The 14,967-nt window shown below is 18.3% G+C and carries 13 protein-coding genes and 2 tRNA genes; 9 read left to right on the top strand and 6 right to left on the bottom strand.

The genetic code is table 11. The features are described from left to right. Nucleotides 1-111 precede the first annotated feature (111 nt). The 3 genes from cysS (at nucleotide 112) to dapD (ending at nucleotide 4,493) form a co-directional block, all read left to right on the top strand. Nucleotides 112-1,518 (top strand): cysteine--tRNA ligase, encoded by a 1,407-nt coding sequence (cysS, locus tag GJU05_RS00175; protein ID WP_208753545.1) that lies wholly within the window; start codon nucleotides 112-114, stop codon nucleotides 1,516-1,518. Next, nucleotides 1,500-3,572: an NAD-dependent DNA ligase LigA gene (ligA, locus tag GJU05_RS00170; RefSeq protein WP_208753544.1), complete on the top strand. Its 2,073-nt coding sequence runs from the start codon at nucleotides 1,500-1,502 to the stop codon at nucleotides 3,570-3,572. Before cysS ends, ligA begins: the two co-directional genes overlap by 19 nt. A gap of 96 nt (nucleotides 3,573-3,668) precedes the next feature. Further along, complete coding sequence (dapD, locus tag GJU05_RS00165; RefSeq protein ID WP_208753543.1) at nucleotides 3,669-4,493, top strand: 2,3,4,5-tetrahydropyridine-2,6-dicarboxylate N-succinyltransferase; 825 nt, start codon at nucleotides 3,669-3,671, stop codon at nucleotides 4,491-4,493. Between the two features lie 102 nt (nucleotides 4,494-4,595). Here the strand turns inward: dapD and GJU05_RS00160 are convergent. The 5 genes from GJU05_RS00160 to recA all read right to left on the bottom strand — a co-directional run bounded on the left by GJU05_RS00160 (nucleotide 4,596) and on the right by recA (nucleotide 8,869). Continuing rightward, a tRNA-Arg gene (locus GJU05_RS00160) sits at nucleotides 4,596-4,668 on the bottom strand. An 11-nt stretch (nucleotides 4,669-4,679) separates the two neighbouring features. Then, nucleotides 4,680-4,765: transfer RNA gene (locus GJU05_RS00155), tRNA-Ser, on the bottom strand. Nucleotides 4,766-4,850: 85 nt separating this feature from the next. Beyond that, entirely contained in the window at nucleotides 4,851-5,042 is a 192-nt protein-coding gene (gene csrA / locus GJU05_RS00150; RefSeq protein ID WP_168918690.1) for a carbon storage regulator CsrA, read from the bottom strand. Between the two features lie 116 nt (nucleotides 5,043-5,158). Continuing rightward, nucleotides 5,159-7,798: an alanine--tRNA ligase gene (alaS, locus tag GJU05_RS00145; RefSeq protein ID WP_208753542.1), complete on the bottom strand. Its 2,640-nt coding sequence runs from the start codon at nucleotides 7,796-7,798 to the stop codon at nucleotides 5,159-5,161. A 72-nt stretch (nucleotides 7,799-7,870) separates the two neighbouring features. Further along, nucleotides 7,871-8,869 carry a recombinase RecA gene (gene recA / locus GJU05_RS00140; protein ID WP_208753541.1) on the bottom strand — a complete coding sequence of 333 codons (999 nt, stop codon included), beginning with the start codon at nucleotides 8,867-8,869 and terminating at the stop codon, nucleotides 7,871-7,873. Between the two features lie 117 nt (nucleotides 8,870-8,986). Between recA and tusA the strand changes: the two genes are divergently transcribed. After that, nucleotides 8,987-9,238, top strand: a complete 252-nt coding sequence (tusA, locus tag GJU05_RS00135) for a sulfurtransferase TusA (protein WP_208753540.1) — start codon at nucleotides 8,987-8,989, stop codon at nucleotides 9,236-9,238. Between the two features lie 8 nt (nucleotides 9,239-9,246). On the opposite strand, the gene rsmD is transcribed toward tusA, so the two are convergent. Then, complete coding sequence (gene rsmD / locus GJU05_RS00130) at nucleotides 9,247-9,825, bottom strand: 16S rRNA (guanine(966)-N(2))-methyltransferase RsmD (RefSeq protein ID WP_208753539.1); 579 nt, start codon at nucleotides 9,823-9,825, stop codon at nucleotides 9,247-9,249. A gap of 128 nt (nucleotides 9,826-9,953) precedes the next feature. Between rsmD and ftsY the strand changes: the two genes are divergently transcribed. The 5 genes from ftsY (at nucleotide 9,954) to GJU05_RS00105 (ending at nucleotide 14,947) form a co-directional block, all read left to right on the top strand. Next, a complete protein-coding gene (ftsY, locus tag GJU05_RS00125; RefSeq protein ID WP_208753538.1) occupies nucleotides 9,954-10,898 on the top strand; it encodes a signal recognition particle-docking protein FtsY in 945 nt (314 codons plus the stop codon). A 60-nt stretch (nucleotides 10,899-10,958) separates the two neighbouring features. Beyond that, entirely contained in the window at nucleotides 10,959-11,834 is an 876-nt protein-coding gene (gene rpoH / locus GJU05_RS00120) for an RNA polymerase sigma factor RpoH (RefSeq protein WP_208753537.1), read from the top strand. Between the two features lie 69 nt (nucleotides 11,835-11,903). Beyond that, nucleotides 11,904-12,431: a single-stranded DNA-binding protein gene (gene ssb / locus GJU05_RS00115; protein ID WP_208753536.1), complete on the top strand. Its 528-nt coding sequence runs from the start codon at nucleotides 11,904-11,906 to the stop codon at nucleotides 12,429-12,431. 36 nt (nucleotides 12,432-12,467) lie between these two features. Further along, nucleotides 12,468-14,405 carry an exoribonuclease II gene (locus GJU05_RS00110; protein WP_208753535.1) on the top strand — a complete coding sequence of 646 codons (1,938 nt, stop codon included), beginning with the start codon at nucleotides 12,468-12,470 and terminating at the stop codon, nucleotides 14,403-14,405. A 20-nt stretch (nucleotides 14,406-14,425) separates the two neighbouring features. Next, entirely contained in the window at nucleotides 14,426-14,947 is a 522-nt protein-coding gene (locus GJU05_RS00105; protein ID WP_208753534.1) for a metal-dependent hydrolase, read from the top strand. The last annotated feature ends 20 nt before the right edge of the window (nucleotides 14,948-14,967 follow it).

Here is a 14,967-nt window from a genome sequence, read left to right as displayed (position 1 = left end):
TTCGTAAAATAATTTAATTAATTTTTTATAAAAAATTAATTTTTATAAAAAAAATATTATATTAAAAATAATTAATAAAATTATTTATATGAATTTTATAAAAGGAAATAAATGTTAAAAATTTTTAATACATTAAGTAAAAAAAAAGAAATATTTTCCCCTATTAATAAAAAACAGGTAAAAATTTATGTATGTGGTATAACTCCATATGATATATGTCATATTGGACATGGAAGAACTTTTATCATATTTGATATTATCATTAGATATTTAAAATTTTTAGGATATACAGTACTTTATATAAGAAATATTACTGATATTGATGATAAAATTATAAAGTTAGTAAAAAAAAAAAATAAAAATATAAAATATATTACAAGAGATATTTTAAAAAAAATATCGGAAGATTTTAATAATTTAAATATATTATCTCCTAATTTTGAACCTAAAGTTACTAATCATATAAAAGATATTATTTTTATAATAAACAAATTATTAATAAGTAATAATGCATATATTGCTAAGAATGGTGATATTATGTTTTCCATTAAAAAATATCCAAATTATGGAATTTTATCTAAACAAAATATAAAATTATTAAAATCAAATATAAGAATTAAAAATATTAATGTTAAAAAAAATTATAAAGATTTTATTTTATGGAAATTAACAAATAAATCTAATATAGGTTGGGATTCTCCATGGGGATATGGACGTCCAGGATGGCATATAGAATGTTCAACTTTAAGTTATAAATATTTAGGAAAAAATTTTGATATACATGGTGGGGGTAATGATTTAATTTTTCCTCATCATGAAAATGAAATTGCACAATCTTCTTGTATAGATAAAGAATTTTATGTTAATTATTGGATACATACTGGAATGATTATTATTAATAATCAAAAAATGTCTAAATCATTAAAAAATACTTTTAAAATAAAAGATATATTATTAAAATATAATGAAGAAGTTATTAGATATTTTTTAACAATTACTCATTATCGTAGACCTATTGTATTTAATGAAAATAAATTAAAACAAGCTCAATTAGCTATACAAAAATTATATATTTCTTTATTTCATAAGAAAAATACTTTTAGTATAAAAAATCTAAAAAATAATTTTTTTTTATTGGAACAACAATTTTATGAATCTATGAATGATGATTTTAATACTCCTAAAGCATATAGTATTTTATTTAAAATATCTAAAAAAATTAATATTGCTTATAGTAAAAAAAAATATTTAATTGCTAATTATTTTATTTTAAAATTAAAAAAATTAGGTAATATTTTAGGAATTTTATTTTATAATCCAAAAGAATATTTACAAAATAATAAAAGTTCATGTAATTACTATGGTGAAGATAAAATTAAAAAATTAATTAAAAAACGTAATATTGCTCGTCATAATAAATTATGGGATGAAGCTGATTTAATTAGAAATAAATTAAGAAAAAATAATATTATTTTAGAAGATACTGATATTGGAACAATATGGAAAAAAAAAATTTAAGATTTTATATAATTAAATTAATAAATATTTTATATAAAATTTATAAACTTTTTTATTATAAAAAAAAAATAATAAATTTACGCAAAAAAATTCTAAATTATAATTATAAATATCATGTATTAAATAACTCTAATATTCTTGATTATCAATATGATAAATTATTATCTAAATTAGAAAAATTAGAAAATTTATATCCTTATTTAAAAAATAAATATTCTCCTACTAAATTAGTAGGATCTAGATATAAATCATTAATATTTTTCAAAAAATCATATCATAAAATACCAATGTTATCATTAAATAATGTATTTAATAAAAATGATTTATTTAAAAATTTTTTTTTTCCTATAAATAAATTAATAAATAAATTAAATTTTTGTTGTGAATTAAAATTTGATGGGATAGCAATTAATTTATTATATAAAAATGGTATTTTAATTAGTGCTGCTACAAGAGGAGATGGAATTATTGGAGAAAATATTCTAAAGAATGTTTTAAAAATTAAAAGTATACCCTATATGTTAAAAGGTAAAAATTTTCCTAAAATATTAGAAATAAGAGGGGAAATATTTATAACTAAAAAAAAATTTATAAAATTAAATCAACAAAAATTTGGTAAATATAAATTATTTAGTAACACAAGAAGTGCAACATATGGGATTTTAAAAATAAATAAAGATATTAATGAAAAAATTTTTAATTTACTTAATTTTTATAGTTATGGAATTGGATTTATAGATCAAATAAGATTTGTAAATCAACAAGAAATATTAACAAAATTAGAATATTTTGGTATTCCTATATGTAAATATACAAAAATTTATTCTTCTTATTATAAAATTATCAATTTTTATAAATATTTTAAAAAAAATAGAAATTTGTTACCATATAATATTGATGGTATTGTTATTAAAATTAATAATATAAAAAAACAAAAAATTTTAGGATATACTAATCATGCACCAAAATGGGCTATTGCATATAAATTTCCTTCACAAGAAAAATTAACATTATTAAAAAAAATAATTTTTCAAATTGGTCGTACAGGAGTTATTACTCCAATTGCTTATTTTAATACAGTTAATATTAATGGAGTAAATATTAATTTTGCGACATTATATAATATTAATGAAATAAAAAGATTAAATTTAAAAATTGGAGACCATATAGTTATACAAAGATGTGGAGATGTAATTCCAAAAATTACAAATGTAATAATTAATAAACAATTTTTAAAAAAAAGAATTAATATATTAATACCTACATTATGTCCTAGTTGTAATTCTATTCTTAAAAAAACAGTAAATAATATTTTATATTGTAAGTCAGGATTATCTTGTAAAGATCAATTAAAAGCATATTTAAAACATTTTGTTTCAAGAGATGCTATTAATATTAATTTTATAGGGAAAAAATTAATTAATAAATTAGTTGATAAAAATTTAATAAAAAATGTTATAGATTTATTAAATTTAAATAATAATATTTTATCTAAAATAGATAATTTAGGTAATAAATCTATTAATAAAATTTTGCAATCTTTAAAAAATAAACAAAAAGTTACTTTTAATAAATTTTTATTTTCTTTAGGAATTCCAGAGATAGGAATAGTAACTTGTTATCATATATCATTATTTTTTACAACATTAGAAAAATTTTTAAATACTAATTTAGTAGAATTACGTAGTATTAAAAATATAGGTAAAAAAACTTCATTAAATATATTTAATTTTATTAATAAAAAAGATAATATTATTATAATTAAAAATTTATTAAAAAAAATTAAAATTATTTATCCTAAAAATATTTTTAAAAAAAATTATTTTTATCAAAAAAAAATAACTATTACTGGTAAATTTATATTTATAACAAGATCTAATCTTATAAAAAAATTAATAATATTAGGAGCTATAATACATACTTATATTCGTAAAAAAACAGATTTATTAATTTTAGGTACTCATCCAAGTTCTAAATTATTAAAAGCAACTAAATTAAATATTAAAATTATAAATGAAAATAAAGTACTTTCTTTATTTCAGAAATATAAATAATTTTTTAAAATATTAAAATTTGTTAATTAAGATAATAAATGATATGGTTATTAATATTGAAAATATTTAATTAAAAAAATTTAATAATAAAATTATATGAAATATTTTAAAGATATGATAGAAAATTATTTTTCAGAATATGAAAAAAATGATAATTTATTAAAAGATAAAAAAGTTATTAATAATATTAATAAAATAATTAATTTTTTAGATAAAGGAAAAATTAGAGTATCTGAAAATATTAAAGGAAATTGGATAGTTTATGAATGGATTAAAAAAGCAATATTATTATATTTTAAAATTAATAAAAATTTTTTATTAAAAGGAACATATAATAATTTTTATGATAAAATACCTTTAAAATTTAATAATAATTTTAAAAAAAAAAATTTTAAAAAAATAAAATGTCGTATAGTCCCCCCTACTGTTGTAAGATTTGGATCTTTTATTTCTAATAAAACAATATTAATGCCTTCTTTTGTTAATATAGGTGCTTTTATTGGAGAAAAAACCATGATAGATACCTGGTCTACAATAGGTTCTTGTGCTCAAATAGGAAATAATGTTCATATTTCAGGAGGTGTTGGAATAGGCGGAGTTTTAGAACCTATTCAATCAAATCCTACTATTATTGAAGATAATTGTTTTATAGGTGCAAGATCAGAAATAGTAGAAGGAGTAATTATAAAAAAAGGATCAGTAATTTCAATGGGAGTATATATAGGTAAAAGTACTAAAATTTATGATAGAGAGACAGGTTTAGTTAATTATGGTATTATTCCTAGTTATTCTGTTGTTGTTCCTGGAACTTTACCATCAAAAGATGGTAAGTATAACTTATATTGCGTAGTAATAGTTAAAAAAGTAGATAAAAAAACTTTAAGTAAAACATCAATTAATAATATTTTACGTGAATTATAAAAATTAAATGTTAATTAGTTTTAGTTTAATTATTCATTTAAAAAAAAATTTCCCTATATTTAAAAATTAAAAAAAAATACATATTAAAAAATTATTTTTATTTGCATCCGGGAGGATTTGAACCCCCGACCACTCGGTTCGTAGCCGAGTACTCTATCCCCTGAGTTACGGATGCTTTAATATTTTCGGTGAGAGAGAGATTCGAACCCTCGATGCAGAAACTACATACACCCTTAGCAGGGGTGCGCCTTAAACCACTCGGCCATCTCACCAATTACATTAATTAATATGATATTATATCTTTTATAAAAACTTTGTCAAATTAATTATTTTTTGTTTGTTTATAAAAAAATAAAATTATTTTAACGAATTTATTTTTTGATTTTTCTCAGCTTGTATACGTTGATATATCTCTTCACGATGAACAGCAATTTCTCTAGGAGCATTAACACCTATTCGAACTTGATTCCCTTTTATTCCTAATACTGTTACCATAACTTCATCACCTATCATAAGTGTTTCGCCTACACGGCGAGTAAGAATAAGCATCCTTTTCTCCTTAAAATAACAAAATATAAAATATCTATTATTTTTATATTTATTTAAAATAATTTAAAATTTTATTTAAAAATATGTTAAATAAAATAAATTAAATTAATTTTAAATTAATCTAATTTATTTATTTTATTTAAAATAAATAATCTTATTTTAGATAAGAAAAAATAATATTCATCTTCATTAAGATTAATATTTCCCTGTGCTATATTAGCACATCCATTTACTTTACAACTATTTTTATCTAAATTTTTTTGAATGATTTCTATAGCATTTATTTTTTTAGTAATATTTGTTGTAATTTTTATAATAAAAAATATCTTTTTTTCCCATTTTGTAGATAAAAATATTATTGTCTTTTCAAATTTTTTTAACAGTTTTTTTATAATATAATTAAATAATTTAGGATTAAAATTATATATTTTACTTATTATTAAGTTAATATTATTTATTAAAATAATATTTTTTATTAAATTTTTTTCTTCTTTTAAAGAAATATATTTTTCTAATTCTTTAATATTATATTTTAATATATTAATTTTTTTTTTATCTAATAAAATATTTTTTATTAAATTTTCTTCATCTGTTTTAAATATATTAGAAATAATCTTAATATTTTTATTTTGTTTTTGAACATATTCTAAAGCTAAATTGTGAGTAATTGCATGTATACGTTTTATTCCATTTGCAATATTTAGAAATTTTATAATTATAAAAAAACCAATTTCTTGAGTATTTAATACATGTGTACCACAACAAAATTCTTGTGAAATATTTTTAATATTTACAATTCTTATTTTTTCACCATATTTATGGTGAAATAATTTAATAATATTATTATTATTTTGTAATTCTTTTTTTTTTTTAAAATATGTTTTTATAGGAATATTTTTAAATATAAAATTATTTATTTTTTTTTCAATATCAAAAATATCTTGTAATTCTATAGAATTATTATATGAAAAATCAAATCTTAAATATTTATTAGTAATTAAAGATCCTTTTTGTTCTATATAATTACCAAATTTTTCACGTAAAATAGAATGTAATAAATGTGTTGCAGAATGATTTCTACTAATCATTAACCGATTTATTATATTTATTTTAGAATATAAATAATCATTTATTTTTAATGATCCTAAAATCATTTTTCCAATATGAATAATTAAATTACCTTGTATTTTAGTATTATAAACCTGGAATATATTTTTTTTATCTTTTTCCAAAAATCCTATATCACCTAATTGTCCTCCAGATTCTCCATAAAAAGAAGTAACATTTAATATAATTTCTCCATAATTTCCTATATTTATTTTTTTTATTGATTTTTCATTTACATATATATCTAGTATTTTACTATAGGTAATAAAATTATTATATCCATCAAATTTTGATATATTATTTTTATAATATAAATTAATTTTTTTTTCAAAAAAAATATTTTTTCTTGATTTTTGTCGTTGAATATTCATATATTTTATAAATTCTTTTTTATCAATATCAATTTTTTTATTTATACATATATCTTGTATTAAATCAGGAGATAATCCAAAAGTATCATATAAATAAAATATTTGTTTACCTGATAAAAAATTTTTGTTTGATTTTTTAATTTCTTTTTCTAATAATAAAATTCCTGAATTTATAATTTTATTAAAATTTTCTTCTTCCTTTTTAATTATATTAGTAATATAATCATATTTTTTGTATAGAAAAATTTTTTCTATATTATTAATATATTTAATATATATTTTTACTAATTTATAAAAAAAAGGTTTTTTTTGTCCTAATATTCTACCATGATTAATAGCTCTTCTAATTATTCTTCTTAAAATATATCCTCTTTTTTCATTACTAGGTAAAATACCTTCTGATATTAAATAAATGGATGATCTGATATGATCAGCTATAACTTTTAATGAATTATTTTCTAAATCTTTAGTTTTAATAAATTTGTTTGTATCTTTAATAATTTTTTGGAAAAAATATAATTTATAATTTGAGTTAACTCCTTCTAAAATGCTACTAATACGTTCTAATCCCATTCCTGTATCAACTGATTTTATTGGTAAAGGTATTAATTCTCCTTTTAAATTTTTGTTAAATTGGATAAAAACAATATTCCATATTTCAATAAAACGATTGCCTAAATTATTTCTAATATCACCGTCTAAATTAGAACCTAAATCGTAGAAAATTTCTGTAGATGGACCACAAGGTCCTGTGTCAGACATTTGCCAAAAATTGTCAGAATTATAAATTATATTATTTTTATCATTAATTAATAAAATATTTTTTTTTGCAATACCAATATTTTTATACCAAATATTATATGTTTCTATATCTGTATAATATACAGTTATATATATTTTTTTTTTTTCTAAATTAAACCATCTATTATCAGTTAATAATTCCCATGCATAAGAAATTGCTTCTTTTTTGAAATAATCTCCAAAACTAAAATTACCTAACATTTCAAAAAATGTATGATGTCTATTTGTAAAACCTACATTTTCTAAATCATTATGTTTTCCTCCTACTCTTATACATTTTTGAATTGTAGTAATTCTAGGATAAAGAGATTTTTTATATCCTAAAAAATATTCTTTAAATTGATTCATACCTGCATTTGTAAATAATAATGATTTATCATTATTAGGTATTAATGAACTTCCTTTTATTATTTTATGTTTTTTTTTATGAAAAAAATCTAAAAACATTGTACGAACTTTTTCTATTTTATTTTCCATACTATAAATTTTTCCTTAATTACTTTTTAAAAAATATATATATTTTTTATAAAAATAAAATGTTTATTTATATTATTTTTTTTTAAAAAAAATTTCTCGTATTTTTTTTTCTATTTCCAGAGATTGATTTTTGTTTTTTTTTAAAAAATTTATAGCATTCATTTTTCCTTGTCCAATTTTTTCGTTATTATAACTATACCATGATCCACATTTTTCAATTATCTTTTCTTTAACTCCTAAATCTAATAATTCTCCATAAATATTAATACCTTGTCCATAAATAATTTGAAATTCAGCCTTTTTAAAAGGTACTGCAACTTTATTTTTTACAACTTTAACTCTAGTTTCATTACCTATTATTTCATCTCCATTTTTTACATTACCAATCTTTCTAATATCTAATCTTATCGAAGCATAGAATTTTAAAGCGTTACCTCCAGTTGTTACTTCTGGATTACCAAATAAAATTCCAATTTTCATACGAATTTGATTAATAAAAATTAGAAGTGTATTTGATTGTTTTAAATTACTTGCTAGTTTACGCATAGCTTGACTCATCATTCTTGCTGCTAATCCTATATGTGAATCTCCTATTTCTCCTTCTATTTCAGCTTTTGGTGTTAAAGCTGCAACTGAGTCAACTATAATAACATCGACTACACCTGATTTAGCTAATGAATCACATAATTCTAAAGCTTGTTCTCCAGTATCAGGTTGTGAACATAATAATTTATTAATATCAACATTTAATTTTTGAGCATATATAGGATCTAGTGCATGTTCAGCATCAATAAAAGCACAAATTTTTTCTGCTTTTTGAGCTTCAGCAATAATTTGTAATGTTAAAGTAGTTTTACCAGAAGATTCTGGACCATATATTTCTACTATTCTACCAATTGGTAATCCCCCAATACCTAAAGCTATATCTAAAGATATAGATCCTGTTGATATTGCTTCTATATCCATAGTTCTATTATCACCTAATCTCATAATAGAACCTTTACCAAATTGATTTTCTATTTGTAGAATAGCATCTTCAAGAGCTATCTTTTTTTTTTTTTCTAAATTCATATTATTACCTTATATATTTAAAATATAAATTTATTTATAAAATTTTTATAAAAAAAAAAATTTTTTTTATTATAATAAAATTATTCATATAAATTTATATATTAATAATATATTAAAATGTTTAAAAAAAATAATTTTTATAAAAATGCAAATCATATTTTAGATATACAAGGACTACAATGTCCAAATACTATAATGATGATTAGAAAAAAAACACTTCAGATAAAAAAAAATGAAACTTTATTAATTATTACAAATGATTTATTAGTTAATACAGATATAAAATATTTTTGTCATTTTATGAATTACAATATCATTAGTAAAAAAATATGTGATACTCCATATTTTTTTTTAATAAAAAAATTATAATTTTTTATTTATATAAATTTTTGATATAAAAGATATGTAACCATCCCAAATGTTTTTTGTCTATATTTTATCCAATTGTTAGGTAACAAAAAATTATTACTTTTTTTTTTATATTCAATGAAAATTCTTGCATTATTTGTTAACCAGTTATTTTTTTCTAACAAAATACAAGTTTTTTGTAATAAAATATTTTTTTCACAAAATGGTGGATCTATGAAAATAAGATCATATTGAATATTTGATTTTTTTGATAAAAAATTAATAGTATCATTATAAATCAAAAAAATATTTTTTATTTTTAATAAAAAAATATTTTTTTTTAATTGTTGAAATATTTTTTTATTATTTTCTATTAATGTAGCTAATAAAGCATTCCTAGAAAGAGCTTCGAAACTTAAAATTCCAGTACCAGCATAACAATCTAAACATTTCAACTTATATAAATTATTTTTCATAAGCCAATTAAATAAATTTTCCCGAATAAAACACATTGTAGGTTTTAAAATTTCACTATTTATAACTTTTATTTTTTTACCTTTAAATTTTCCAGATATAATATTAATATTATTATATTTTTTTTTTTTCATAATTTATACAATATTCTTATTAAGAATAATTACTTTAAAATTATTTTTGTTATATTATTTAAATAATAATTTATTTTAATTAAATCAAGTATTTTATTACTAGATAATTTAAAGATTTTTATAAAAAAATGATAAATGAAAAAAATAAAAAAAAAATAGGTTTTTTTAATTATTTAAAAAAAAAATTAATTAAAACAAGTAAAAATATTAGTAAAGAAATTTTTAATCTTTTTAAAAAAAAAAACAATATTAATGAAAAATTATTTAATAAATTACAAGAAAAATTAATTATTTCTGATGTAGGGATACATACTACAAAAAAAATTATTAATTTAACAAAAAAATATGTAAAATTAAATAATTTAGAAAATTCTTCTCAATTATATAAATATATAAAGGCAGAAATGCTAAAAATTTTACTTCCAGTAGAAATCCCATTAAATATTAATAATAATAAAAAACCATTTATAATATTAATAATAGGTGTTAATGGAGTTGGTAAAACAACTACAATAGGGAAATTAGCATATTATTTTTATAAAAAACAAAAATCTGTACTTTTAGCTTCTGGTGATACTTTTAGAGCTGGTGCACATGAACAATTATTTTCCTGGAGTAAAAAAAGTAATAGTTTTTTTATGTATAATTCTAAAAAAAAAGATAGCTCAGCAATTATTTTTGATGCAATTTCTAAAGCTAAAAAAGAAAAAATAGATATTTTAATTGCGGATACATCAGGAAGATTACATAATAATTTTTTACTTATGGAAGAGTTAAAAAAAATTACACGTGTAATAAAAAAAAATAATAATATGATTATTAATGAAATAATGCTAATTATAGATTCAAATATTGGACAAAATTCTATTAATCAACTTAAAACATTTCATGATAATATAGGAATAACAGGTATTACAATAACTAAAATAGATGGGACAGCAAAAGGTGGTATTATTTTTTCCTTAGCAAATGAATTTAATATCCCAATAAGATATCTTTGTTGTGGAGAAAAGATTACAGATTTATATTTATTTAATGCAAAAGATTTCATAAATGCAATTTTTACAGATTAATAATTATTATTAATTAATTTAAAATTAATTATTAATATTTTTTTATTTTTGGAGGAATTAATGTATAAAAATATATTTACCTCTAATTTAAGATCTTCTATTCTACCTATAGGTACATTAGATTCATATATAAATGTAACAAATAATTATCCAATGTTAACTTCTAGGGAAGAACAAGAATTATCAAAAAAATTATATTATAAAGGAGATTTAGAAGCTGCAAAAAAATTAATTTTATCACACTTAAGATTTGTTATACATGTAGCTAAATATTATTCAGGATATGGATTACAACAGGCAGATCTTATTCAAGAAGGTAATATAGGTTTAATGAAAGCTGTACGTAGATTTAATCCAGAAATTGGAGTTAGATTAGTATCTTTTGCTATTCATTGGATTAAAGCCGAAATACATGAATATGTTTTACGTAATTGGAGAATTGTTAAAGTTGCTACTACAAAAGCACAAAGAAAACTATTTTTTAATTTACGAAAAGCTAAACAAAGATTAGGTTGGTTTAATCAAGATGAAATTAAAATGGTAGCTAATGAATTAGGAGTATCTATTAAAGATGTTTGTGAAATGGAATCACGTATGTCAGCACAAGATATGAATGATAATACAAAAGATAATTTTAAAAATAAAAAAATTAATTCTAATATTTTTCTTAAAGATCATAATTCTAATTTTGCTAATATAATTGAAAAAGATAATTGGAGTAAATTTATTTCAGAAAAATTATATAAAGCTATATTAAAATTAGATTATCGTAGCCGTAATATTATTAATTTAAGATGGTTGAATAAAAATAAAAAAAAAACTACATTACAAGAATTAGCAAATTATTATGGTATATCTGCAGAACGTATACGACAATTAGAAAAAAATGCAATGAAAAAATTACGTTTTCTTATTGGAAATTTATTTTCTATATAATTTATATTTTTTATGTAATAATATTGTTAATAATTTAAAAATATTAATTTTTAATTAAAAGGATTAAAAATGGCTAGTAAGAGAGGGGTTAATAAAGTAATTATAATTGGTTTTTTAGGAAAAAATCCTGAAATACGCTATATGCCTAACGGTAATCCTGTTGTAAATATTATAGTTGCAACTTCAAGTCATTGGAAGGACAAGAATACTGGAGAAAATAAAGAAAAAACTGAATGGCATAGAATTGTAATATTTGGAAAATTAGCAGAAATTTCTAATGAATATTTAAAAAAAGGTTCTCAAGTTTATATTGAAGGTTATTTACAAACTAGAAAATGGCAAAACCAAAATGGGCAAGATAATTATATAACTGAAATAATTGTAAGTATAGGAGGGACAATGCAAATATTAAATAGTTTACGACAAAATGATAATAATAATTTATTAAATAAAGATAAAAATTTAAAAGAAATTCAAAATGATTGGAATAAAAAAACAAATACATCTAATGATATGATAGAAAAAAATGATAATAATAAATTATCTATAAGTAAAAATGAAAATCTTCTTGATTTTGAAGACGATATTCCATTTTAATTATTAAAAAATTTCAGAAAATTTATAATTAATATTATGCTTTATAATAATATTTTACTTTTTAAACTAAAAAAAAATTTTTCAAAAAATTTACCTTCTATTAAAGGTTCTGTAAAATTTTTAAATAAAAATACAGTAATTTTAGAAACAGACAAAAATGATATATATCATATTTCTTATATTTATTTAAAATATATTATGGAAGGAGATTATATATTAGCTAATATACAAAATATTAATAATAAATTACAAGTTATACCAATTAAATTATTAAAATCTAATATTAATATCTTCGAAGGAATAATAAAAAAAAAAATGGATACTATTTATATTATTCCTAAAAAAAAAATTTTATATAATAATATAATAAAATGTGTTATAGGAAGAGATATTAAAAATGATTTTAAAAATGGTGATCAAGTAATTGCAAAAATTATTCAACATCCTTTATTAAAAAAAAATAATGATTTATTTATAGCAGAAATAACAGAAATTATAACTACAAATAATAAACATTTAACCTCATGGTGGAAAATTTTATCAAAATATAATCTTTCAATTAATTCTCCTAGTAATGATCTATGTAAAAAAATAGAATTTTTAGATGAAAATATACATAGAAAAGATTTAACAAAATTATGTTTTATTACAATAGATAATAAAGATACTAAAGATATAGATGATGCATTATATATAGAAAAAATATCTAAAGAGGAATTATTAATTTATATTGCTATTTCAGATCCTACTTCTTATATTAAAAAAGATAGTAAAATAGATCAAATAGCATCAGAAAGAATGTTTACAAATTATTTACCGGGTTTAACAATTTCTTTATTGCCAAAAATTTTATCAGAAAATTTTTGTTCTTTACATCCTAATAAGAAAAGACCAGTTTTAATTTGTAAAGTAATAATTAATAAAAATGGTTTTTTAAATAAAAAAATAATTTTTTTTACCGGTTGGATAAAATCAAGAGCAAAATTAAATTATAATGATGTTTCAGATTTATTAGAAAAAAAAGGAACTTGGAAACCTAATAATAATAAAATTAAACAACAAATTTTTTTATTATATAAATTTTATTTATATCGTAAAAAATGGAATTATAAAAATATTGTAAATTTTAATAATACAGATTATAAATTTATTATTGATAATAAGGGTAATTTGTTAAATATAATAATAGAAAAAAAAAGAATAGCACATAAAATAATTGAAACTGCAATGATAACAGCTAATATATGTGCATCTGAAATATTATATAAAAATTTAGGTTTTGGTATATATAATATATATTATGGTTTTAATATCAATAAAATTGATAAAATAATAGAATTATTGAACGAATTTAATATTAAATATAATAAATCATTTTTAATGACTTTAAAAGGATATAAAACTATATATAATAAATTACAAGATTTAAAATTATCATTCGTTTTAAATAGAATAAAAAAATATCAATTAATTACATTATTTAATATAAAACCAGGTCCTCATTTTTCTTTAGGTTTAAAAAGATATGCTACTTGGACATCGCCTATTCGTAAATTTGGAGATATGATTAATCATAGATTAATAAAATCAATTATAAATAAAAAAGATAATATAGAAAAACCTTTAGATAATATATATATTAATATGAATCAAAAACGTTATTTACATAAACAAGTACAAAAAGATTTATATAATTTTTTATATTTAGAATATTTTAGAAATATTTCTATTCGTAATAAAATTTTTTTATCTGAAATTATTGATATATTATATTCTGGTATTAAAGTAAGATTTATTGAAAATGGTGCTTATGCTTTTATTCCTAAAAAATTTTTAAATAATAATTTTATTCTTAATCAGGAAAAAGGAATTATTTTAAATAAAAATAAATTATTTTTTAAAGTTACTGATAAAATAAAAGTTATTATAAAAAAAATAAATATTAATGGTATTATTGCTAAATTAATTCAGTAATTTATATTAGGTAAGTTTATATGACAGTTAAAGGACATATAATATTTACAATAACTAGTAGTATTTTAATACAACATTTTATTTTTTCTAAAATTATGTATCATGATGATTGGTGGCGTATTATCCCTGTTTCAATAATTACATGTTTATTACCAGATATTGATAATCCTAAATCTATTTTAGGACGTCAAATTAAAATGTTATCATATTTAATTAATAAAATATTTGGACATAGAGGATTTACACATAGTTTGTTATCTATTTTAAGTTTTGGATTTATTATTTTTTCTATTAATTTAAAATTAAATCATATTTTTGATGTTAGATTAGGTTTAATTATAGGTTATTGTAGTCATATTATTGCAGATATATTAACTCCATCTGGGGTGCCATTATTATGGCCGTATAAAAAAAAATTTAGATTACCCCTTATTACAAAAAAATTACTTAATGAAGATGTTTTTTGTTATTTATATTTAATATTTTCTTTATATTTATTGTATCCTATTTGTAATAATATTATAATAAAACTCTTTTATTAAAATATTTTTAAAAAATTAAA

It is taken from the genome of Enterobacteriaceae endosymbiont of Donacia fulgens, from assembly GCF_012567545.1.
In the GTDB taxonomy this organism is placed as follows: domain Bacteria; phylum Pseudomonadota; class Gammaproteobacteria; order Enterobacterales; family Enterobacteriaceae.
This window is presented reverse-complemented; position numbering and strand designations above follow the sequence as displayed.